Here is a 22512-nt window from a genome sequence, read left to right as displayed (position 1 = left end):
CGCACCTTTGTTACCTGCCCTTTCACCTAGTACGCCGGGCCGCTCAAGAAAAGTGTGAGTTGACGTTCGCCCCCACCCGCGCAGAACTGCGCGTCATGAAACCGCGCTTTCTTCTGTGCCTCGTGGCCTGCCTGTCGTTGACCGTGCCTGCGCGCGCGCAGCCTGCTGACGAACCGGGTACCCTGTGTTCACCCGGAGCGTTCGGCCCCGTGCACTGCATCCGGCCCAGTCACGCGGTGTATGACACCTGCGAGGCGATCAAGGATTTCGCAACGCGCAACGCCCTGCCACCGGGGTTCTTTGCGCGGCTCATCTGGCAGGAAAGCCGGTTCGATCCCAACGCGCTCAGCCCGGCAAAGGCGCAGGGAATCGCGCAGTTCATTGCCCCGACCGCGACGCTGCGCGGGTTGCGCGACCCCTACAATCCCGCCGAGGCGTTGGAATATTCCGCCGAATATCTGGGCGAGCTGACGCGACGCTACGGCAACCCCGGCTTGGCCGCCGTGGCCTATAACGGCGGCGAGCGCCGCGCCGAGAGCTTGCTGGCCTCGGGCGCGGCGCTGCCTGTCGAAACGGTGAATTACGTCCGCATCATCACCGGGGTATCGGCCGAAACATGGGCCATAGACCCGCCAGAGGCGCGCGACTTTCGGCTGGACCCCGATCTGCCTTTTGCCGCGGCCTGCCATGCGCTGGCGCGCGACCGGCGGCTGACCCCCTATCCGGACCCTGAACCGCACCTGCGCCCCTGGGGGATACAGCTGGCCTACGGCACCACCAAGGCCCGCGCGCTGGCGCAATTTCGCGCCCGCACCCGATCCTGCGCCGCTCTGGTCCAGGGCCAAACCCCGGATCTGGTCTGGCAGAAAAGCCGCGCCAGCCCTCGGGGCGGATACTGGATGGCACGGCTGGGGCGCGACGAACGCGATCGCGCCTGGCGCGACTGCACCAGGTTCAAGGCACAAAGCTGCATCTGCGCGGTCTATCGCAATCGCTAGGCGGCGTTGGCCAAGTCTTTACCCATATCAGGCAGTCTCCGGGGGCCGCTGTGACACGGAGCCGGACCATGACGCGTTTCACCCTTGCGACCCTCGGGATGGTCGCGCTGCTGATCGCCGCGATGACGCTTGGCGGGGCGTGGCCCGTGCTGGCATTGGCGGGGATCACCGTCGGGGTCTTTGCGCTGGACCGGATCGCACTGCTGAGCGCGCCGGACCGCCCGGCGCAGGAGGGCGCCGATGGCGATGCCTTGTCCGTCGTGCTGGGGATTGCGCATTTTCCGCTGCTTTACGCGGGCACGGCGCAAATCGCGACGGACGGGCCTGTCGCCGGGCGGGTGGCGCTGTTTGTGGCGCTGTCGCTGTTTCTGGGACAGGTCAGCAATTCCAATGCCCATATGCTGATCCACCGGGCGGGGCGCTGGCACAGGCGGCTGGGCGTCGCCGTCTACAGCTCGCTGCTGTTCGGCCATCACGTTTCGGCGCATCTGCGGGTACACCACAAGTATGTCGCGACCGCACGGGACCCCAACTCGGCGCCGCTGGGGCAAAGCTTTTACGGCTTTGCCCCCCGCGCCTGGATCGGCAGTTTCCAGATGGGTCTGCGGGCGGACAACGCGTTGCGCGCCCGTGGCGGCAAACACGGCGCGCACCCTTACATGACCTATTTCGCCGGGGCGGCGCTGTCGCTGCTGATCGCGGCGCGGATTGCCGGCGGGGCTGGCCTGTGCGCGTTGCTTGGGCTTTGCGTCTACGCGCAGACCCAGCTGTTGCTGTCGGATTATGTCCAGCACTACGGCCTGAGACGGCGGGCGACCGGGACCGGACGGCTGGAACCCGTTGGCCCGCGCCATAGCTGGAACACGCCGCACGGCGCATCGTCGGCGCTGATGCTGAACGCTCCGCGCCATTCGGATCACCATGCGCATCCACTCCGCCCCTATCCCGATCTTGCGCTTGACCGCGGGGGCATGCCGATGCTGCCCCACGCGCTGCCGGTGATGGCGGTCATCGCGCTGCTGCCGCCGGCCTGGCGGCGCATGATGGACGCGCGCGCGCAATCCTGGCAGCGTCGATCCGCGCCCCCGGCCGGGGCGCCGGGGCACATTGCGCCGACCTGCGGCGATGACACCGCACCCTGATCCCCCGGCGCCATGCCCGGCCCGCCCTGCCTTTTCGCTGAAACCAGAGGGGCGCCCCTTCCCTCGGCCCGGAGCCTCTGTCAGGGTCGGCGCATGACCCGCCAATCGTTTCTGTCCCTTGCCCTGATGCTTGCCGCGACGCCGCTTGCCGCCGCCGAGCCCCTGTCAGCATCCGAATTCGAACGCTATGTGACCGGAAAGACGCTATATTTCGGCCTGGAAGGCACCGCCTACGGGGTCGAGGAGTACCTGCCCGACCGCAAGGTCCGCTGGTCGTTTCTGGATGGCCGCTGCAAGGACGGATACTGGTACGAAGACCAGCGCATGATCTGCTTCGTCTACGACGATCAGCCCGGCCCCCAATGCTGGAGCTTCTTTCGCGAAGGCGCGGGCCTGCGCGCCGTGTTCGAGAACGACCCGGCGAACACGGTCCTTTACGAAGCCCGGCAGGACGACGACCCCATGCTGTGCCTCGGCCCCGAGGTCGGCGTCTAGCTGTCTGATCCCAGGGTTTGACCGGGCGTGCCCCCTTCGCGCCGGCGATGGAATAGCGCCACGCGCGCCACGCCCGGACAGGGTTACGCGGGATCGACCGCCCATCCCGCATCGGTGGGGATCGCCCCAACCTGCCGATGCGCTGACGCTGTATGCTGGCGCATCTGCGACCTCGCGTCACCGCACGGCGCGTTGCATCCCGCTTGGGTCATCAGAACAGGCTGCCCTGTTCCGGCGGCTTTGTCTTGCGCTTCGGGCGAGACGTGCTGCCCCCCAGCGCAAAACGTCCGTCGGCGAATTCGATTTCCAGCCCCGAGGCGGCTTCGGCCTCTGCCTTGCCGGTCAGGATGTGCCCTTCGCCGCTGCGCACAACCGCATAGCCGCGCGCGAGGGTGCCCTTGTAGCTGAGCGTTTCCAGCAGGCGCGCAAGCGTGGTCAGCCGGTTGCGCGGGTCGGCGAGCCCACGCGCCCCGGTCGCTTGCAGCCGGGCATTCAGCCCGCCCAGCCGATCATGTGCCCGGTCGATGTCGCGCGCGATCGGGCGGATCGACAGCCGATCGGTCCGCCGGCCAAGGCGTTCGCGCCCATGGGCGACGAGGCGCGCCAGTAGCGAGGGCCGCAGCGTTCCTGCCCGGTCGGACAATTGCACGCGGCGCTTTTCGGTGCCCCGGCTCAGCGCCGTGGGCAGGCGGTCCGACAACAGGTCAAGCCGCTGGCGCGCGCCGTCCAGCAACGTGTCCGCGCGGGGCATGGCACGCGACAGATCGCGCAGACGCTGTGCGCGGGTTTCGATGCGTTGCAGCAGCGCCCGGGTCATGCGCGCGCCGGATTCGTCCGCCCATGTCAGCAATTCCCGACGCACCGGCACGGCGATCTCGGCGGCGGCAGTGGGGGTGGGCGCGCGCCGGTCCGACACGAAGTCGATCAGCGTGGTGTCGGTTTCATGCCCGACCGCGGAAATCAGCGGAATGGCCGAGGCGGCGGCCGCCCGCGCGACGGCTTCTTCGTTAAAGCCCCACAGGTCCTCGACGGACCCGCCGCCGCGCGCCACGATCAGCAGGTCGGGGCGCGGGATCGCGCCGCCCGGCTGCAACCGGTTGAATCCTTCGATGGCGCGCACCACTTCGGGCGCGCAGCCCTTGCCCTGCACCGCCACGGGCCAGATCAGCACCTTGCGCGCAAAGCGGTCCCGCAGACGGTGCAGGATGTCGCGGATCACCGCACCCGAGGGCGATGTCACCACGCCGATCACCTCGGGCAGGTAGGGCAGCGGGCGCTTGCGCTGCTCGTCGAACAGCCCCTCGGCGGCCAGCAGCGCCTTGCGCTTTTCCAGCGTCGCCATCAGCGCTCCGACCCCGGCCGGGCGGATGTCTTCGATCACGATCTGATATTTCGACTGGCCGGGAAAGGTGGTCAGGCGGCCGGTGGCAATGACCTCCATCCCCTCTTCGGGGGGATGTTCCAGCCGGGCAGACACACCTTTCCACACCACCCCCGAGATCACCGAGCGGTCGTCCTTGAGATCCAGATAGATGTGCCCCGAGCGCGGCCGCGACACGCGCCCCACCTCGCCGCGCACGCGGACATGGCCGAATTCGCCTTCGATCGCACGTTTGACCGCCCCCGACAGTTCGGACACCGAAAATTCGGGGGTATTGCCGGGGCCGTCTTCGAATAGATCCATTGCGGGCTGCTCGCTTGCCTAACTCTTCCCCCGACCTTAGAACGCGCGCAAGGCGAGGCCAAGGCGGGAGACCACAGGCGATGAACATCCTTATTCTCGGCGGCGGCGGGCGTGAACACGCGCTGGCCTGGGCGGTGATGCAGAACCCCAAATGCGACAAGCTGATTGTCGCGCCGGGAAACGCCGGGATTGCGCAGATCGCCGAATGCGCATCGCTCGATGTGAACAACGGCGGCGCCGTGGTCGAATTCGCGGGCGAAAACGCCATCGATCTGGTGATCGTCGGCCCCGAGGCTCCGCTGGCCGCCGGGGTGTCGGACGTGCTGCGCAATGCGGGCATTCCGGTGTTCGGCCCGTCGCAGGACGCGGCGCGGCTTGAAGTGTCCAAAAGCTTTACCAAGGAAATCTGTGCCGCGGTGAATGCGCCCACCGCCGGATACGGGCATTTCACCGATGCCGCCGCCGCCAAGGCCCATGTGCGGGCAAACGGCGCTCCGATCGTGGTCAAGGCCGACGGGCTGGCCGCCGGCAAGGGGGTCGTCGTCGCCGAAACCGTGGCTGCCGCCGAAAACGCCATCGACGACATGTTCGGCGGCGCCTTCGGGGGGGCGGGCGCCGAGGTGGTGATCGAGGAATTCATGACCGGCGAAGAGGCGTCGTTCTTTGTGCTGGTCGACGGAACCGACATCCTGCCGATCGGCACCGCGCAGGATCACAAGCGCGTCGGCGCGGGCGACACCGGCCCCAACACCGGCGGCATGGGCGCCTATTCCCCCGCGCCGGTGCTGACTGACGAGATCGCGCAAAAGGCGCTGGATCAGATCATCCGCCCGACCATGGCCGAAATGGCGCGGCGTGGCACGCCCTATTCCGGCGTGCTTTACGCGGGTCTGATGATCGAAAGCGGCCAGCCACGTCTGGTTGAATACAACGTGCGATTTGGCGATCCCGAATGCCAGGTGCTGATGATGCGGCTGGGTGCGCAGGCGCTCGACCTGATCCATGCCTGCGCCGAAGGGCGCCTGAACGAGATGCAGGTGACCTGGGCCAACGATCACGCCATGACGGTGGTGCTGGCGGCGCAGGGCTATCCCGGAGCCTATACCAAGGGTACGCCGATCGGCGGGCTGGACGGGTTGACCGAGGACAGTTTCACCCAGATGTTCCATGCGGGCACGTCGCAGGACGACGGGCGCTTCATCGCGACCGGGGGCCGGGTGCTGAACGCCACCGCGCGCGGCGCCACGCTGGCCGAGGCGGCCGAACGGGCCTATGCGCTGGTCGATGCGGTCGATTGGCCCGAGGGGTTCTGCCGCCGCGACATCGGCTGGCGGGCGCTTTGAGCGGACGCCGGGCGCGCTGAGCCGCGGCCCGGTTTCCGGGCAATCCCTGGCGGCGCAACGAGGGGACGGTTGGTCCGCGATGTCGCGAAGCTGTCACATCGCCGACCGGCGAACGCCTTGTTTGACGCGTATCGCGGGGCGCGGTCAGCCCCGGAGAGCGGTATGAAAGACGGATGGACGATGATCCTTGCGGCGGTGGGTATCATCGTCGCGCTGCCGATCCTTGCGTTCGGGGGCGGTGGCGACAGCGGGCAGGGATTGTTTGACCGCCGCGTTGACCCGCCGGATCTGTCGGCCCTGCCCGACCGGGCCTACGCGCCGCAGGACCCCGACCAGGTCACTATCGCATCCGGCCCCCGCACCGACATCAACGGCTTTGAAACCGTCGCCGTCGCGCGGTTCCGGATGCAGGGACTTGTGCTGTCGCGCAAGGATTACAAGCGGGACCACGCCTCGGGGTACAGCCCGGTCGATCTTGGGCTGGGCTGGGGGCGGCTGTCGAATCCGCGCATCGCCGCCTTGATGACGTTTGCGCAGGGGAACAGGCAAATGCGCTATTCGCTGCCCGATGGCGACATGATCCCGCAAAGCGAAATCGGCGCCTCGCTCACGAATGCGCATCTGGTGCCCGCGGGGCCAGAGCAAAAGCGCGCCCTGGACCGGGTGCGACGGGGAGACGTGGTGCACATCGAAGGGTACCTGGTCAACGTCACCTCGCCCGATGGCACGGCGCGCTGGGTGACGTCGCGCTCGCGATACGACACCGGGTACAACGCCTGCGAGATCATTCTGGTGCAGCGCATCCGCAGCTACACCCCCGGCGCATAACCGGGCGCCCGCAGCCGGTTGCGGGCACATGAAAAAAGGCGGCGTCCGCCGGGGACGCCGCCATCCCGTGTAAGGAACGGATCAGGGCCGGAAAATCACGCCGCCTTGGCGCTGTTGGACCCGATGAACCATGCATCCTTTTCGGCGGTGCGACTGACCTCGGTGAACAGGTCGGCGGTGTCTTCGTCGCCGGCCTCGTCAGCGGCTTCGATGCCCTTGCGCAGCGTCACGGTGTAGGTGTTGAAGCGGTCGACCAGCTGGGCGACATGCTCGGACAGGTCGATAATGTCCGTCGGATAGGCCTTGAGCGTGCTTTTCGTCGCGACGGTCTGCGAGGTGCCCTGCGCCAGCCCGCCCATCATCACCACGCGTTCGGCCATAAGGTCAGACCCTTCGCGCAGGTGCTCGGCCACATCGTCGAGCAGTTCGTGGACCCCGATAAAGCCGGTGCCCTTGAGGTTCCAGTGCGCCTGCTTGACGGCGTTGGCCAGGTCGATGGTGTCGGCGAGGCGCGCGTTCAGCTCCTCGATCATGTCCTTGCGGGCGTTTTCTTTCAGGAATGGAACAAAATTCTGCGGCATTGTCTGGGCTCCTCTGGTGCGTTCAAAATCTGGTGCTGCCGGCGACAGCCCGGCGCTGTGCCGGCTTCGAGAGGTGAACGCCATCGCAGGGCCGATGGTTCCATCAGGGAAATGACAGAATGTCGCGGTCGGTCACGACCATGTCGAGCGGCTGATCGTTGGGATCGAACGGCAGCGTCTCGGTGCGCTGATCACCATAGGCAAAGCCCGCCGCCAGCACCGGCCCCCGGGCGCGCAACTGTTGCAGGGTGCGGTCGTAATAGCCGCCCCCGTAGCCAAGCCGCCTGCCCGTGCCGGTGAACGCGACCAACGGCACGATCAGGATTTCGGGCACGCTCCACACCGGATCGGCGGGGATCCGCGCGCCGAAAGGTCCGGGCACCAGCGGCATGTCCGGCTCCCACAGGGCAAACCGCAGTGGCGTGCCCGGAGCCTGGATCACCGGGACCGAAACCGCGCCGTGGGCCGCCGCTTCGGCCATCGCAGGACGCGGGTCGATTTCGGTGCGGATCGGCAGGTAGCCTGCCACCGGCACACCACGATGCCGCGCCAGCAGTTCCGAAAGGCGCGCAGCCCCGGCGCCGGTATCGGCGGCATGCGCCGCACGGCGCCGGGCAAAGGCCGCCGCGCGGGCGGCCTGCTTGGCCCCCGCCAGTTGCGAAGCCGTCGGGTCGGCCCCTGTCAGCGCGCCGCCCGTCACAGCAGAACCGCCGAGGCCAGCCCGAGAAAGGCGAAAAAGCCCACGACATCGGTCACCGTGGTCACGAAGGTGCCAGAGGCCAGCGCCGGGTCCACGCCGAAGCGTTCCAGCACCACCGGCACCCCGATTCCGGCCAGCCCGGCAACCACCAGGTTGATGACCATCGCCGATGCGATCACCACCCCCAGCACCGGCGAGCCGAACCAGAACAGCGCCAGCACCCCCATCACCACCGCAAAACACACGCCATTCACCAGCCCCACCGTCAATTCGCGCCCGATGATACGCCACACGTTGGACGATGTCAGATCGCGCGTCGCAAGCGAGCGCACCGCCACCGTCAGCGCCTGCGTGCCCGCGTTGCCCCCCATCGACGCCACGATGGGCATCAGCACCGCCAGCGCCACCACCGCGCCGATCACGTCTTCGAACTGGGCGATGACCAGCGACGCCAGCACCGCCGTCAGCAGGTTCACCGCCAGCCATGGCAGGCGCTGCTTGACCGTTTCCAGCGTGTTGTCCGACAGGCGGCTTTCCTCGCCCACACCGGCCAGGCGCAGGATGTCTTCTTCGTGCTCCTCGTCCAGCACGTTCATGGCGTCGTCGATGGTGATGACACCGACCAGCCGTTCGGATTCGTCCACCACGGGGGCCGAAATCAGGTGATACTGGTTGAAGGCATAGGCGACCTCGGCCTCGGGGCGGGTCACGGGGATGACATGGAACGTGTCCTCGATCAGCGAGCGCAGCAGGATCTCACGCCGCGACGCCATCAGGCGCCCCAGCGCCACATTGCCCACCGGGCGCAGTTTGGGATCGACCATGACGATGTGATAGAACTGCTCGGGCAGATCATCGGTGGCGCGCAGATAGTCGATGGCCTCGCCCACGTTCCAGTGTTCGGGCGCCATGACCACTTCGCGCTGCATCAGGCGCCCGGCGGAATATTCCGGATAAGTCAGCGATTGTTCGACGGCGACCCGGTCGCTGTCTTCGAGCACCTCCAGGATCGCCGATTGCTGCGCCGCGTCCAGATCTTCGATCAGATCGACCACATCGTCGGAATCAAGCTCACGCACGGCGTCGGCCAGCACCTCGGGGTGCAGGGCGAGAATCACGTCTTCGCGGATCGATTCATCCAGCTCCGACAGGATTTCACCGTCGAACTCCTTGTCGTACAGCTTGATAAGCCGCATCCGGTCAAAGGCGTTGATCTGTTCGAGCATGTCGGCGATGTCGGCCGGGTGCAGCGGCTCCATCAGCTCGACCAGCTTTTCGCGATCCCCGACATCGACCGAATAGAGGATCGCCGCCACATCCTTGCGCGAGAACGCCAGATGGTCTTCTTCGGGGGGCTCGACCTCTTCGACGACGGCTTCCTGGGGGTCTTGGGTCATATGCGCCTCGCTGCCTGTCTTGTCCGCAAAGAGTAGGGTAACGGGACAGATTTCAACAGGGCGCATTGCGAAACCCCGGCGCGGCGGCCATTCTCGTGCCCGGCCCGGCGCCGCCATATCCCCAAAAGACGACGGAGCGTACATGACACCGACCCTGCATCTGGGCCAGACCCTCAGCTTTGACGCGAATCCGTTTGAAGCGGGGATTGCGGCGGCCCGCCACCAACGCCACGGCGGGCTGGTCGTTGACGGCGGGCGCATCCTTGCGATCGGCGCGGGCGACGCCATGCGCGCCGCCTACCCCGCCGCCGACACCGTCGATCACGGCGCGGGGCTGATCGTGCCCGGATTTGTCGATGCCCACGCGCATTACCCGCAGACCGCGATGATCGCGAGCTGGGGCAAGCGGCTGATCGACTGGCTGAACGACTACACCTTCCCCGAGGAAATGCGCTTTGCCGATCCCGGCTATGCGCGCGACATCGCGGGGCGGTACCTGGACCTGCTGCTGGCGCATGGCACCACGACGGTGTGCAGCTTCTGCACCATTCACCCCGATTCGGTCGATGCGCTTTTCGAAGCCGCCGAGGCGCGCGGCATGCGCGTATTCGCGGGCAAGACCTGCATGGACCGCGACACCGCTCCCGCCGGGCTGCGCGACACGGCGCAATCGGCCTATGACGACAGCGCGGCACTTTTGGCGCGCTGGCACGGGCGGGGGCGCGCATCCTATGTGATCACGCCGCGGTTTTCGCCGACATCCACGCCCGGACAATTGCAGGCCCTCGGCGCGCTCTGGGCTGAGCATCCCGATTGCCTGATGCAGACGCATCTGTCGGAACAGGTCGATGAAACCGCTTGGGTGAAATCGCTTTATCCCGATGCGCGCGACTATCTGGACACCTACGAGTCCCACGGTCTGCTGGGCGCCGGCGGGCTGTATGGCCACGCCATTCACCTTGAACCGCGCGAGCGCGACCGCCTGCGCGAGGTCGGCGCGGGTCTGGTGCATTGCCCGACCTCGAACACCTTCATCGGATCGGGGTTGTTCGACATGGACGGGCTGATGCGCGAAGGCCAGCGCATCGGTCTGGCCACCGACACCGGCGGCGGGTCGTCGTTTTCGATGCTGCGCACCATGGCGGCGGCCTATGAGATCGCCCAGCTGCGCCACCGCGCGCTGCACGGGTCGGAACTGCTGTGGCTGGCGACGCAGGGCAGTGCCCGCGCGCTGCGCTGCGACCACCTGACCGGCAATCTCGCGCCGGGGCTCGAGGCGGATTTCACCGTGCTCGATCTGGCCTCGACCCCTGCCATCGCGCAGCGCAGCACCCACGCGGACGACATCTGGGAAACGCTGTTTGCCACCATCATGATGGGCGACGACCGCGCGATCGCCTCGACCTGGGTGGGGGGGCGCAAGGCGGGCCCGGTCATGCAAAAGGCGGGGGAACGCAAATGAACCCGCAAACGCGGGTACGAGCCTGCGCAATGGAGGTCACCACCGGCTTTGCGGCAAAACCGCAAGATGGGCAAAGGTCCCCTTTCCATGTCCGGCTTCATCCTTTGGCCCGCGCGACGGGTGTTGAAAGCCGCGCCAGCCGAAATCGCGGGCTTTCCCTGCCTGAGCATCTGGGTGACCGGCCCTGTACAGATCACAGGTCCGGTGGCGTTTCCGACCATCGCGCTGACAGACGCATCCCGGCCCATGTCGGCCATCCTTGTGCGGCGCTTCCGGCGGGCCCGCGTGGTCGAGGTCGGCGATGACGTCAATCGGGTCCGCGCAGAGGCCACCCCGGAAAGACGGCACGCCCAGTCAATACCGGCCATTTCCGGAAATATCCCACGGAGTTTATTGAATAAACTCCCCAAATGCCGCGCTTTTGACCATGCGCGCAAATCAAGTGACCATCGAATGTTTCGGAAAACCGCTGGCCGGAGGCGGGATCTTCAACAGTCAGAGGGAGCTTCGGCTTGGTCGGGCCCGTTACCCCATTCACAAACGACACTCATCTGAAACAGGTGACGGAGGATCATCAATCCTCTTGCGCCCCCTCGAAAGACCATGTCGGTCGATTTCATGCGAGGGTCCGTTGATCCGGCATTTCGGGGGTGACGCGCAGGGCGTGTGGAGGAAACGCCGGATACGCAAGGCGCGCCGACAGCCCGTCCCGCGCGGCGGTATATTGCGCCTCGTAGGCATCCAGCATTCGCGCGTGGGTGAACTGCGCCATCACCCGCGCACGGGGAACGTGGCGTGGGATGTTGATCGCCCTGCGCATGGCATCGGCCAGCGCGCCAGCGTTGGGCGTGGCAATGCACCCCGCATTGCCGACAACGTCGCACACCGCCCCCATGTCGGTGGCCGCGACCGGCAGGCCGCAGCTCATCGCCTCGATCGCAACCAGGCCAAAGGGCTCATTCCAGAGCGGGGTGAACACCAGCAGCGACGCCCGGCCCACCGCTTGCGCCAGTTCCCTGCCGACGAGATGACCGCCATAGCGCACAATACCGCCCAGAGCCGGACGCAGAGAGGTTTCGAAATAGTCACGGTCTTCGATGGTGCCGTACAGTGTCAGCGGGATACCGGCTTGCCGCGCGGCTTGTGCGGCCAGATGCGCGCCCTTGGTGGGCGTGATCCGCCCCATCCAAACAGCCTCGCCATTGCCGCGCGGCTGGAACGGCCAGTCAAGCGGGTCGATCCCGTTGGGCACGACCGACGCCACGCTGCCATCGCCGCCTGGCCACCACGCAGACAGCTGCGGACCCGAACACACCGTAAAGCGCGACCAGGGTGCTGCGGATTCGGCCACGGCGCGGTGCAGAACGTCAAAGGGCGGCACATGCAGCGATGTGACCATCGCGACCCTGTCGCGCCGCGCGAAACGCGGTGGAAAGCGATGCAGCGCGTTGTTGTGGATCACATCGAACGCCCCGCGCGCCAGCTTGGGCAGGACCGCTGCGAAGGCCCCGTCCAGATGCGCGGTCAGTTCGGGCGTGCCATTCCACAGATACCAGGGAAAGCTGCGGTCGTAGTGTTCCGGCAGGATCGGAACGACCGGCCCGCCCCAGTCGCTGTCCCCGGCGGCAAACAGCGTCACATCATGCCCGCGCGCACAGCCCCCGGCACAGGTGCCAGCAATGCGATTCCATGCCCCCCATAAACGGGGGGGCGATCGGAAACCGCACATGTCCGATGACAGCGATCCGCATCGGTTACTCTGCCGCGATGGCGGTGAACGCGGCGGCAGAGCGTTCGGCACTGGCGCGCCGGCCGGCTTCGGTGCCGACCGCGCGTTCCAGATGGTCGATCACCCGCCGGGTGTTGGCATAGGGCATATCGCCGGTTTGGCGGCACAGCGCAAAATCCGCCTCATCCGGGTCGCGCAGGATGGTGAGGCCCTCGGGCGCGTTGTCGATCAGCCCCATAAGGTGAAACCCGTGCAGCCAGTGCCCCATGGTCCGGTGCCCCCAGCGCGACGCAAAGTGATCGGCGTTGCGCAGCACCGAAGCGACGTGATGGATGGGGGGCATGCAATGGTCGTGGTACTGATGATAGACCTTGGCGCCCTTCATCCACCAGATGTCGATGCCGCGCGCGTCAAGGTCGCGTCCGAAATCGGTGTCTTCGCCGCCATAGCCGTAATAGCCTTCGTCGAAACCACCGGTGCGGGCCCAGTCATCGCGGTGCATGGCAAAGTTCAGCGACCAGAAACAGCGGTAATCGGGACAGGGACGCAGGCCCTCGGGCGGCGGAGCCTGCCGGTCGGAATGGCGCACGCCGATCTGGTCGAATCGGGTGAAATCCAGCCCGGTTTCCGTGGCCCCTGCGGGCAGATAGGCGACCTCGCCCATCACCAACCCCTGCCCCGGACCGCAGGCCGTCGCGACATCGCGAATGAGGTCGGGGTGCGGGATGCAATCGACGTCGACAAAGGCCAGCACCTCTGCCTTGGCGGCGTTCGCGACGGCATTTCGTGCGGCGGCCAGTGGCAATTCACCATCGTCGCGCTGAACGATGATCTGCCGGACGGGAAACGGCGTTTCCGGCAGGTCCGCGTAGGGGTCGGGCTGCATGACGCCGATCACCAGTTCGCGCGGGGGACGGGTTTGACCGGCCAGCCCAAGGATGACGTTGCACAGATGATCGTGGCGGCCACGGGCGATGGTCAGGGCGGATACGTCACGCATGGGTCGGGTCCTTTTGGTCGTGGTGTTGAAAATCGGGGGCCATGTCCCACAGCCGGGCGGACAGCCGTTCCAGCCAGCTGGCGGCATCGGTCGCGGCGTCCGGATTTCCGGCCAGGGCGCGCTGGCGGTCGGGGTCGTGGCGGTCCATCGCTTGGTGCATCACGCGCCGCCAGCGATGAGCCGAGCCGGGCAGATGCGGCAGGTGCAGCGCCGCGCCCGCACTGTCCAAGGCGCGTGCCTTTTCAACCTGTTCGTCGAAATACCGCCATTCGGGCACCACGATCCACGGGCGCGCGGCGCTGAGAACCTGCGCGCATGTGGTGTTTCCGGTCGAGGAAACCACCACGTCGGCGGCGGCGATATGATCTGACGCGGTATCGACCCAGCCCCGGTGTTCCAGGTTGGGCGGCACGGTGGCGTGCCAGTCGCGCTGGACCTCGCCGATGGTGATCCAGCGCATCTGCGGGAAACCGCGCGCGGCGACCCCCAGCGGCGCCTCGGCCAGCCCGTTGCCGCCCTGCCCGCTGACCACCAGCGCCACGGTCGCGCCACCAAGACCCAGCCGTTGACGCGCGGCGTCTTGCGACGGCATGCGCGTGCGCAGCCCAAGACCCGGCGCGTGATGCGTGCGGTCCGCCCAGCCAGCCCATTCCGGCTGATCCAGGGCCGAGTGAAACGGAGCCAGCAGCCCGGCGGCGCTGTCATAGGCCGCGCGGTGGCCGGGATCGGTGCGGTCGCCATGTTGCAGGATCTTGACGTGCGGAACCGAACACAGGCGTGCCAGCTGCGCGACCTCGGCCGAGACATCGACGATCATCAACGCCGGGGCTTCTGCCATGAAGAACGCGGCCATCTGTCCCATTGCGCGCCGAATACCGCGCCAGCCGACGGGGGCGCAGTGCATGGTTTCCGGCGTGTCCAGCAGCGCCGCGCCGGCGGGTTCTTGGCCCGTGGGTTCGAACAGCGACGGGATGCGCGTTATCGTGACATTGGGCCGCAGCGGCGGGAATATATCGTCGCGCGCGCAGAAGATGCGCACCGGGCGCGCCTCGGGCAGGGCATTGACGAGTGCGGCGCAGCGCTCGGCGTGGCCGCGCCCCTGATGATGTACGAAATATCCAAAGGGGCGCAGGTCGGGGGGGGCGAAATCACGCATGCTATTCCCCCGCCATCATCATGGGCGCGGCGCTCAGGCCAAAATGGGCGATCCCGTCCAGAACGCCGGCGGCATGGGACCGGGGCGAGCGGTAGCCGCGCTTCAGCGCGTCCAGTTCGGGCAAGGCATTGGCCGGCAGAATGGCATGCTCAAAGGCGCCCAACATGCACGCGTCGTTGCCGCTGTCACCGGCGACAACCACATCGCGGGGGGACAGCCCGCGCCGCGCCGCCTCAAACCGAATGGCTTCGGCCTTGCCGGCGGCAACGGGCAGGATGTCGACAAAGCGCGCGTGCGATGCCACGACGCGCGCCCGCAGCCCGGCGCGGGTGAACGCCGCGCTGATCCTGGCAGCGTCATCCGCCGCGCCCAGCAGACTGATCTTCCAGCGGCGTTGGTCGTGGCGCGGCTGATAAGTGGCCCCAAGCCTGCCAAGGATTTCGCGCAGCGCGAGGGGGCGCCAATCGGCACCGATCCGGGCGGCGAACCGATCGCACAGGTGATAGTCGCGCCCTGACCGCCGCCAGATTTCGCTGCCGGTCGAGGCGATGATGGTGTCCGGCTCGGGGAGATCCCAATCGGCCAGCACACGGCGCGCCTCGATCACCGAGCGGCCCGTGGCGACGGCAAAGCACGGCAGGTGATCCCCCTGTGACACCCAGGCGCGGAACGCTGCGGCCCCGTCTGGGCAGCCGGTCAGCGTTCCGTCGATGTCGCTGGCAAGCAGGAAATCGTCAGGCTGATTTTGGCGCTGCAGTGATGCTGCGGGCGACAAAAGCTGCGCGGAAATCCGGCCCGCCCGCGCGGCCCAGCCGATCCAGTTGTAATGGGTTTTCGCGTATTGAGCTGCCTTGCATGCCTTTTCCACCCTATGGGGGTCATCAAGCGAGCGGCGCAGCCCATCGGCGATAGATGCTGTGCTGGCGGGGTCGATCAGTTCGCCCGCGTCCAGCGTTTCAACGATGTCGACAGGGCCGCCATTTGCGGTTGCCACGATGGGAACACCGTAATGGGCGGCCTCGATCAGTGTCAGCCCAAAGGGTTCGTGATGGGCCGGGTTGCAGAACACGCCCCCCCGCGCCGCCAGTTCATACAGATCCGCCACATCGCGGGCATCGTGGTGCCGGGGCAGCGCCACGCGTCCCCAAAGATCATGCCGGTCGACCGCGTCAAAGAGCGCACCGATCACCTTGTCCTGTTCCGGGGGGCCGCCGTGCATCCCGCCGCGCAACCCCGCAAGGATCACCAGGTTGACCCGCTCCCGAAGGTCGGGCGCCTGGCCATAAGCCTCGACCAGTGCGACAAGGTTCTTTTTCTCGATCGGTCGGGCAATTGCCAGGATGACCGGCTTTTCCGGCGCGCGCAGGAACGGCGTCATGAAATCACGCGCGCGCAGGGCCGAACCGTCATGTCGCAGCGACACGCCGGGACCGATGCGAAAGCACCGCCCTTCGGCGGTCGGGTCGATCCGGGGGATCTGCCGCTCGGCTTCGTCGCGCGATGATGCGATGATCCCATGGGCGCGGCGCACGGCCTTTGCTTCGCGGGCGATGCGGCGGGAAACTGTGGGGCCGGGCGTTTCCCCCGGCGCCAGCTTTTCGGCGGCAAGCGAATGCGCGGTATAAAGCCAGGGCAGTCCGAACGCGCGCTCCGCGGCCATGGCGAGTTCGGCGGCATCGGCAAAGTGGGCATGCAGGATATCGGGACGTGCATCGCGCATATCGTCGAGCAGCGCGAGAAAAGCATTGCCAAGGCGCGGCAGTTCGTCTGCGAGCGCATCCTTGGACAGGTAGTCGCGGTTGTCGGTGCGCAGGCGCAGAATGCGCAGGGCGGGGCCGACCTGTTCTTCGGGCTGCCAGAACCGGGGGCCCAGGGCATCGTCCTGAAAGGCGCGGGTCACGATGGTCACTTCCGTGACATCCCCCCGTTTCGCCTGCGCGCACGCAGCGCCAAGAATATAGGCGATATGGCCACCGGTGTCTTCGGTGAGGCCATACGAAACCGGAGGGGCGGCCAGACAGCCGCCCAGGGCGATGTGCATGATCCGCATGAGATCCTCGCAGTCGGGAATGTGAAAACAGAAAGCGCCGCTCTCCGTGAGGTGACAACGTCACCACCTGCGGTTGGTTCCTGTGCCTGGTCGAGATTCCGTGATCGGCCTTGGTTCGCGCGGCGTCCCTTGGCGGGCGGGGCCGGCGCGCTAGGTCGGGGCGGATATGGAACCCGGGGGTCGCGATGCTCAGCCACAGATATGTTTTCGTTGGCGGGCTTCACCGCTCTGGAACCAGTCTTGTGGCGCGGCTGATCGCCGGACTGCCCGGCGTTGCGGCGATCACCGATGCGCCGGTCCCTGAAAACGAAGGCGTTTACCTGCAAGGCGCGATCGCGCACACCGCATTGCACGGTGCGCCGATGCGCTTTGCCACCGATCCCGGCCAACACCATGCCGAAGACAGCGCCTGTAACCGGCTGGAAACCCGGCAACGGATCGAAGCCGACTGGGCGCCGCATTTCGGCCCGGGTCACTGGCGGGTCGAGAAGTCGCCTGTCAACCTGACGCGAATGCGGCTGTACCAGCAACTTTTCCCGCTGTCGCAGTTTGTCGTCGTGACGCGCCATCCCGAGGCGGTCGCGATGGCCAGCGCCAAATGGGTTGACCTTGCCCCCGGTGTGATGCTGACACATTGGCTCGACGCGCACGACATCGTCGCTGACGATCTGCGCCACCTGCATTCTGCGCTTGTTCTGCGCTATGAGGACCTGGTGGCCGATCCCGCGCGTGCGGTGGCGCGGCTCGCGGCATTCCTGCAGGTCGCGACCTCCGCCCCGGTGGCGGATGTGCATGACGGCAACGCCCGATACGCTGGCCACGCCCGGCTGGATGAGGCGCAGTCGCGCCGCGCCGCGCCGTGGGGCTATGGCGCCGGGATGTCGGTGCTGCCGACCAGGCTGTACGTCCGCCATGCCCTGCGATCGGTGCGTGAACAGGTGGCAAGCTGCCCGGCCTCCTCTGCCGTCGCATGCGGCCCGGAATGAATGGCGCGCAGGCGTCGATACCGAGCGTCCACGCCGAGCTGATCTGTACCGAAATCGACGCCGTCAACGCGCCGGCTGAACAGCGAACCGGAGGTCCATCCCCTTGTCCGATCCGCGCATCGCGCAGCAATGTCACCAGAGATAGTCTCGTCGCCCCGAGCTGCTGTTTGCCGCCAGTCGAATGCCGATGGGGCGGGCGCCTGAACGTCACGCCGGACGCGCGCTATCGGCACGACGCCACACCGTCGCGGGCCTTGCTGCACGCCACGGGCGTCCGAAGGCGCGATTTGAAAGGGCGCCCGCGCAATCCCCGACGATGGCTGTTGGCGGTCGCCGGCGCAATCAACAATTGACTGGTTTTTGGCAGCGTCTAACGACGTGGACTGCGCATATGTCGCAAACAGCCCTTATGGAATGGCATCAGGCGGGCGGCTGCTGATTGTTCGGCATATGAAAGATGAATACGGTTTCCAGGTCGCTGGATTTGACCGTCAACGTGCCATCATGGCCGCTTGCGATCTCGGATGCGATAAAAAGACCCAAACCCAACCCCTTGCGGCTTGGGCGATTGTTGCCACGCTCGAACGGCATGAAAAGGGTTGGCAGCATGTCGTCCGGAATCCTCTTGCCGCCGTTAGCGACGGAGAGGGTGAAGCTCTGCTCGGTGGCGCGGGCGCTGATCCGGATCGGCGCCTCCTGAGCACCATGACTCGCCGCATTCGCGAGCAAGTTTGAAAAAAGCTGCGACACGCGCGGCGGGTCGCAACTGACCGGGACGGGCAGATCTATGTCGGCCCGGATGTCCTGCTCAGGCGCGACCGCCTGAATCTCCGCGATAATCTGGGCCAGAGATTCGGCAAGGTCATCGGTCCGGGTGCGGTTGATGACGATCCCGGCCCCGTTGCGCTTGCGTGCCTGATCCAGCAGGTTCTCGATCAGCAGCCCCATGCGATTGACAGACGCCCGCATCAGGGCAACGATATCCTTGCCCTGGCTGTCGATGTTCCCCCGTTCGATCAGGCGCAGACCGGCCGTCAGCGCACTGACGGGGTTACGCAGATCATGCGCCAGGATGGCGATGAACTGTTCCTGCACCCCGGCAAGCGCCCGTTCGTGTGACAGATCGTCCTTGCTCTTCGTAAGCTCCTCTTCCGCATCCAGAATTTCGCCAATCATCTTGGCAAACAGCCGGAACATGTCGAGGACGCGGTCGTTCTTCAGCGAGCGCGGTTCTGGATCAATGGCGCAGAGCGTGCCGAAGAACGACCCATCCGCGCGGCGGATCGGAACCGACACATAGCTGCGGAATCCGTAGCGTAACGGGCAGTGGTGATTGATGTAGACCGGGTCGCTCCGGACGTCGTCGATCACGATCTCGCGGTCAAACTGTCTGACCTCGTGGCAGAGCGTGCTTTCGACATCCAACTCGTCGCCCGGAGTGAGACCGAATGAGATCTGATCGACGGCGCGGCATGTGACCCAGCGCGACGCCGTTACCCGGGCGACTGCCGCAAACCCCATCCCGGTCGCCAGGATGACGGTTTCAAGCAAAGTGGGTACAGTCTTGCTGCGCGCAATCGCATCAATGTCGTTTTGAAAATCATGTTGCTTCGTCATTGATGGCTACTTTCCGAAACGCGCACCCAACGATCCGCGCTCATTCGATAAATCCGTCCTCACGCCGGAGTCTGCACCACTTGGCACAAAAAGGGTCTGAGGCAATAATGTGACTGATGGGACCCAAGAACAACCGCTTTGTCCACGCTCCCGTCGGTCGGCCATGCCTGGATGACGTGACTGCGGCGCGCATGAGATTTCGCGCTTGGCATATCCGCATGAAACGGTGCCAGAACACATCACCGGACCGACGTCGCAAAGCCCGTTCACCGGCGGCACCCTCACTCCGGGTTCGCCCGGCGAAAGCCCGAAACGCACGCCAATCACCCCCGCAAACGTCGAAAACGCTATGCTGCGCCCTTCCACTGCATCGGCGTGATGTAAACGATGCTGTCACCGACGCTGACCATCACATCGCCGTCCTGTATGTTGACCTGAAGCTTCATCGCGCGACTGGCCAGAGCCGCCAGAGCGCTGGTGTCGATATCCGAAAAGGCCGTGACTTCAAGATTGGAAAAGCGCGTGGTGGTGCCCTTGATCTTGTCCCACCACAGGTCCGCAACGCGGCCTCCGTATGGATAGACGGCCACCTTCGCCGACTTGTTGCAGGACTGGCGGATCACCTTTTCGCTGGGAAGCCCGAGCGCCACCCAGAGGTCGATTTCGCCGCTCAGGCTCTTTTGCCAGATGTCGGGCTCATCGTCCGTCGACAGGCCCCTGGTCATTTCAAGCTGCTCGTGGGCGTTCAGGGCAAAAGTCACCAGGCGAACCATCAGCCGTTCATCCGTCTCCGAAGGATGCTTGGCGATGGTCAGTTTGTGGGTCTCGTAGTAATTGCGATCCATGTCCGAAACGGAAAGCTCGACTTTGTAGATGGTGGCATTCAATGCCATGACCCTTGCGCTCCAGATCGGGAAAGGTTGGCGTTGCCTACCCGCTTGGCGGTGAATTGGAAAGCGGCCATGACACCGGCGCCTGTGCCGCCGTCAAAGAACGCTGAACCCGGGCTACCAGACCCCGGCTCACACGGTCAGTTGCCGGGCGCCTGTTGCGCCAGCCAGCCGTCCACATCGCCCTCGGCGCAGCTACGTCCCGCCGGGTCATATCGGCGCCCGTGCGGCCGGGCTGGCGCAAGGCGGAACTGCGCCCGGAGCAAATCGAAAGCCACGTCGAGGGCATCGACCGCCACCCATGTCTCGATCGGCTGGGCTAAATCCACGGATCCCTAGTCAGCTTGGTGTGGGACTTGCAGGACATGAAGCCGCGCGCCCGGCGGGTCGGGACAAAACCTCTGCGCACATCAGCGGTGACCGCCTCAGACCGCGACCGCCGGAAAGCATGCGCTCTCCCGGCTGCCGCGCCGGCTTTCACCGCCTCCAGAAGCAAGCTCGCCGACGTGTCGGCATCAAGAGCAACGAGGTTTTTCTTGGTCAGGGGCCTGCCCGTCACCCTGACCTCTCGCGTTGAAACAGCCCATGTGCCGGGCACCGGCCGCAGCGCAGCCCCGCCAGATCTTCGCGCCATGGCCAAAGGACCGCAAAAGCGCGGCACATTCGGATCTTGTGGAAATGCACTCTCTTATACGCCACGCAGACTTTTGCCTCGCATTCAACATTTGCCACAAATGCCGGGTTGGTGCACAATATGTTGATCCGTGACCGTCTTCGCGGAATCGTCATCCCGAGTCCCAGACAACCTTGCCCCGATTTACAAAAAGCTCTGTAAGTCGGGCCGAGGCTGTCTCCAAGTGATCCGAAAAACCACCTATATTCAAGGGGTTATTTACGACATTTCGGGCTGTGAGCAAGGATCTCGCAAAATCGGGGTAAGATCCCGCGAAGCCTTGAAATCGAAAAGGGAAAGCCCGCCTAGGCGGGCTTGATCTCCAGATCTGCGATGGCTGTTCAGGCCGCGTTTTTCGCGCCGACCAAGGTGCCGACATCGACAACGATGGATCCGATTCCTGTCCGGTCGGGATTTCAAAATGCCGGAATTTTCCCCTGGAGAATTTCGGCGAAGAGGTGTTCGAAGCGACCGGCCCCACGCTGGCAGGCAGAGGAAATCGGATGGAGACCTCCATCGCAGAAGGGATCGACTTCCGGCAAATAGGCAATCCTGGCCAGAAGCTCATCCAGATGCTTCCGGCCGAAGACAACATCGCGGACTGAGCCGGGCCCGGTTCTGGGCACTAAGGGCAGAACGCTCCCTGCTCGGCGATCAAGTCGAGCTCGGTCTTGCCGATCCATTTCTCATCGCATGCCGGCACGGTCAGCCATGGGCCGTTGTCTGCGCGGACCGAGATGGCGCTAATATCTCCATCCCAGCGCAGGATCTCGACGTCATCCACCTTCTCGCGGAGTGACCTGCCCCCTGCCGGTCCCTCATTCATGACGAGAGTCTGCAGGTTGGATCTGGGTATTCGGCTTCTCCGTCTGGCGCACGCGCGCCGGGCGCGGAGCCCTCAAATTGCTCAAGCACTCGGCGCGCTTGCTGCGGTGTCTGGTTCTCCAGCGAGGAATGCGGCCTGACCGTGTTGTCGTCGTAGCGCCAGGGCACAACGACCCTCCGCCGGATCCGCGGCTTCATGCCACGAACCGCGCATCCCCTCCAGACGCAAAAGGCGCCGGAGCATCCGCCCCGGCGCCTCTATTGCCGTCTTTCAGAAAGCAACCCAGGCGCACCGGGCGATACGTTTCGCCCTTGACAGCCCTTGCGCAGACTTATGCTTCCGTTTGCGCATTCATCTGCTTTCTCTGACTCCTCGCCGAAGCGATCGGCCTCTCAGTTCAGTAGCTTCAACAAGCGCAGGATGCCCGCTGGCCAAGCGTATCCATCCGAAATCTTATTGCCGGTCAAAGCGCCTCACTGGACCAGCTGCCAAAAGGAATAACTGCGAAGCCGACTGAAAGCGGGATGCATCCACGCCCTTCAAAATAGACCTCGGCCGGATCTTGTTGCCCATTCGGCCACAACTTGATCCCGATTTACAACAGGCTCAGTGCGTCCAGGCCCCGCGCCGGTCCACGGCGAAATTCTCGGCATAGCCACGCACCCGAACGTTCGGCTTGCGCTTGTGCGGAGACGCGACAACGGCGTCGATGCCATGTTCGCGCGCATAATCAAGCGCCGCTTCCTTGCTGTCGAACGACAGGCGGACCTGGCTTTGGGTGTCGTCGGACGACGTCCAGCCCATCAGCGGATCGACCTCGCGCGCCGAGCTTTGCGAGAACTCCAGAAGCCAGTGTTTCGTCTTTGCCTGACCCGAGGACATCGCGGTCCTGGCAGGCTGGTAAATCCGTGCGCGCATGGAATCCCTCCGTTGGTCATCGGTGTTATCCGGGATA

The 22512-nt window shown here is 65.7% G+C and carries 20 protein-coding genes and 1 pseudogene; 7 read left to right on the top strand and 14 right to left on the bottom strand.

Annotated features, from left to right (window positions below):
• Nucleotides 1-59: 59 nt before the first annotated feature.
• From ATI53_RS09900 to ATI53_RS09890, 3 genes are all read left to right on the top strand, one after another.
• Nucleotides 60-998: a lytic transglycosylase domain-containing protein gene (locus ATI53_RS09900; RefSeq protein WP_111550319.1), complete on the top strand. Its 939-nt coding sequence runs from the start codon at nt 60-62 to the stop codon at nt 996-998.
• Between the two features lie 68 nt (nt 999-1066).
• Complete coding sequence (locus ATI53_RS09895; protein WP_111550318.1) at nt 1067-2140, top strand: alkane 1-monooxygenase; 1074 nt, start codon at nt 1067-1069, stop codon at nt 2138-2140.
• 93 nt (nt 2141-2233) lie between these two features.
• Nucleotides 2234-2635, top strand: coding sequence for a hypothetical protein (locus ATI53_RS09890; RefSeq protein ID WP_009504648.1), 402 nt, complete (start codon nt 2234-2236; stop codon nt 2633-2635).
• A 211-nt stretch (nt 2636-2846) separates the two neighbouring features.
• Here ATI53_RS09890 and xseA read toward each other — a convergent pair whose 3' ends face one another.
• Nucleotides 2847-4319: an exodeoxyribonuclease VII large subunit gene (gene xseA, locus ATI53_RS09885; RefSeq protein WP_111550317.1), complete on the bottom strand. Its 1473-nt coding sequence runs from the start codon at nt 4317-4319 to the stop codon at nt 2847-2849.
• A gap of 80 nt (nt 4320-4399) precedes the next feature.
• Here xseA and purD point away from each other — a divergent pair, with 80 nt between their 5' ends.
• Nucleotides 4400-5662 carry a phosphoribosylamine--glycine ligase gene (purD, locus tag ATI53_RS09880; RefSeq protein WP_111550316.1) on the top strand — a complete coding sequence of 421 codons (1263 nt, stop codon included), beginning with the start codon at nt 4400-4402 and terminating at the stop codon, nt 5660-5662.
• 162 nt (nt 5663-5824) lie between these two features.
• A complete protein-coding gene (locus ATI53_RS09875) occupies nt 5825-6490 on the top strand; it encodes a hypothetical protein (RefSeq protein ID WP_146609907.1) in 666 nt (221 codons plus the stop codon).
• A 95-nt stretch (nt 6491-6585) separates the two neighbouring features.
• Here the strand turns inward: ATI53_RS09875 and dps are convergent, their stop codons facing one another.
• The 3 genes from dps to mgtE all read right to left on the bottom strand — a co-directional run bounded on the left by dps (nt 6586) and on the right by mgtE (nt 9168).
• The gene (gene dps, locus ATI53_RS09870) at nt 6586-7071 is read right to left on the bottom strand and encodes a DNA starvation/stationary phase protection protein Dps (RefSeq protein ID WP_009504644.1); all 486 of its coding nucleotides are present in this window, start codon (nt 7069-7071) and stop codon (nt 6586-6588) included.
• Between the two features lie 103 nt (nt 7072-7174).
• Nucleotides 7175-7771: a 5-formyltetrahydrofolate cyclo-ligase gene (locus ATI53_RS09865; RefSeq protein WP_111550314.1), complete on the bottom strand. Its 597-nt coding sequence runs from the start codon at nt 7769-7771 to the stop codon at nt 7175-7177.
• Nucleotides 7768-9168 (bottom strand): magnesium transporter, encoded by a 1401-nt coding sequence (mgtE, locus tag ATI53_RS09860; RefSeq protein WP_009504642.1) that lies wholly within the window; start codon nt 9166-9168, stop codon nt 7768-7770. Before mgtE ends, ATI53_RS09865 begins: the two co-directional genes overlap by 4 nt.
• Nucleotides 9169-9310: 142 nt before the next feature.
• Between mgtE and guaD the strand changes: the two genes are divergently transcribed.
• Complete coding sequence (guaD, locus tag ATI53_RS09855; protein WP_111550313.1) at nt 9311-10630, top strand: guanine deaminase; 1320 nt, start codon at nt 9311-9313, stop codon at nt 10628-10630.
• 616 nt (nt 10631-11246) lie between these two features.
• Here guaD and ATI53_RS09850 read toward each other — a convergent pair.
• The 4 genes from ATI53_RS09850 to ATI53_RS09835 all read right to left on the bottom strand — a co-directional run bounded on the left by ATI53_RS09850 (nt 11247) and on the right by ATI53_RS09835 (nt 16556).
• Nucleotides 11247-12269, bottom strand: coding sequence for a glycosyltransferase (locus ATI53_RS09850; RefSeq protein ID WP_240778579.1), 1023 nt, complete (start codon nt 12267-12269; stop codon nt 11247-11249).
• A 115-nt stretch (nt 12270-12384) separates the two neighbouring features.
• The gene (locus ATI53_RS09845) at nt 12385-13359 is read right to left on the bottom strand and encodes a glycosyltransferase family 2 protein (protein WP_111550312.1); all 975 of its coding nucleotides are present in this window, start codon (nt 13357-13359) and stop codon (nt 12385-12387) included.
• Nucleotides 13352-14515: a glycosyltransferase gene (locus ATI53_RS09840; RefSeq protein WP_111550311.1), complete on the bottom strand. Its 1164-nt coding sequence runs from the start codon at nt 14513-14515 to the stop codon at nt 13352-13354. Before ATI53_RS09840 ends, ATI53_RS09845 begins: the two co-directional genes overlap by 8 nt.
• A 1-nt stretch (nt 14516) precedes the next feature.
• The gene (locus ATI53_RS09835; RefSeq protein WP_240778580.1) at nt 14517-16556 is read right to left on the bottom strand and encodes an HAD-IIB family hydrolase; all 2040 of its coding nucleotides are present in this window, start codon (nt 16554-16556) and stop codon (nt 14517-14519) included.
• A 194-nt stretch (nt 16557-16750) separates the two neighbouring features.
• On the opposite strand from ATI53_RS09835, the gene ATI53_RS09830 reads away from it, so the two are divergent.
• On the top strand, nt 16751-17551 hold the full coding sequence (locus ATI53_RS09830) for a sulfotransferase family protein (RefSeq protein WP_009504636.1): 801 nt from the start codon (nt 16751-16753) through the stop codon (nt 17549-17551).
• Nucleotides 17552-17971: 420 nt separating this feature from the next.
• Here the strand turns inward: ATI53_RS09830 and ATI53_RS09825 are convergent, their stop codons facing one another.
• The 6 genes and pseudogenes from ATI53_RS09825 to ATI53_RS09805 form a co-directional block, all read right to left on the bottom strand.
• The gene (locus ATI53_RS09825) at nt 17972-19168 is read right to left on the bottom strand and encodes a GAF domain-containing sensor histidine kinase (protein ID WP_009504635.1); all 1197 of its coding nucleotides are present in this window, start codon (nt 19166-19168) and stop codon (nt 17972-17974) included.
• 347 nt (nt 19169-19515) lie between these two features.
• Entirely contained in the window at nt 19516-20061 is a 546-nt protein-coding gene (locus tag ATI53_RS09820) for a YaeQ family protein (protein WP_111550309.1), read from the bottom strand.
• 137 nt (nt 20062-20198) lie between these two features.
• Complete coding sequence (locus tag ATI53_RS22965; RefSeq protein ID WP_146609906.1) at nt 20199-20387, bottom strand: hypothetical protein; 189 nt, start codon at nt 20385-20387, stop codon at nt 20199-20201.
• 969 nt (nt 20388-21356) lie between these two features.
• Nucleotides 21357-21557 carry a hypothetical protein gene (locus ATI53_RS09815; RefSeq protein ID WP_111550308.1) on the bottom strand — a complete coding sequence of 67 codons (201 nt, stop codon included), beginning with the start codon at nt 21555-21557 and terminating at the stop codon, nt 21357-21359.
• Nucleotides 21554-21736, bottom strand: a pseudogene (locus ATI53_RS09810) (IS3 family transposase); the annotation flags it as partial. The gene ATI53_RS09815 and the pseudogene ATI53_RS09810, both read right to left, overlap by 4 nt.
• A gap of 427 nt (nt 21737-22163) precedes the next feature.
• Nucleotides 22164-22475, bottom strand: coding sequence for an ETC complex I subunit (locus ATI53_RS09805; RefSeq protein ID WP_009504633.1), 312 nt, complete (start codon nt 22473-22475; stop codon nt 22164-22166).
• Nucleotides 22476-22512 lie beyond the last annotated feature (37 nt).

The sequence above is a fragment of the Salipiger aestuarii genome (assembly GCF_003259905.1).
GTDB lineage: Bacteria > Pseudomonadota > Alphaproteobacteria > Rhodobacterales > Rhodobacteraceae > Salipiger > Salipiger aestuarii.
This window is presented reverse-complemented; position numbering and strand designations above follow the sequence as displayed.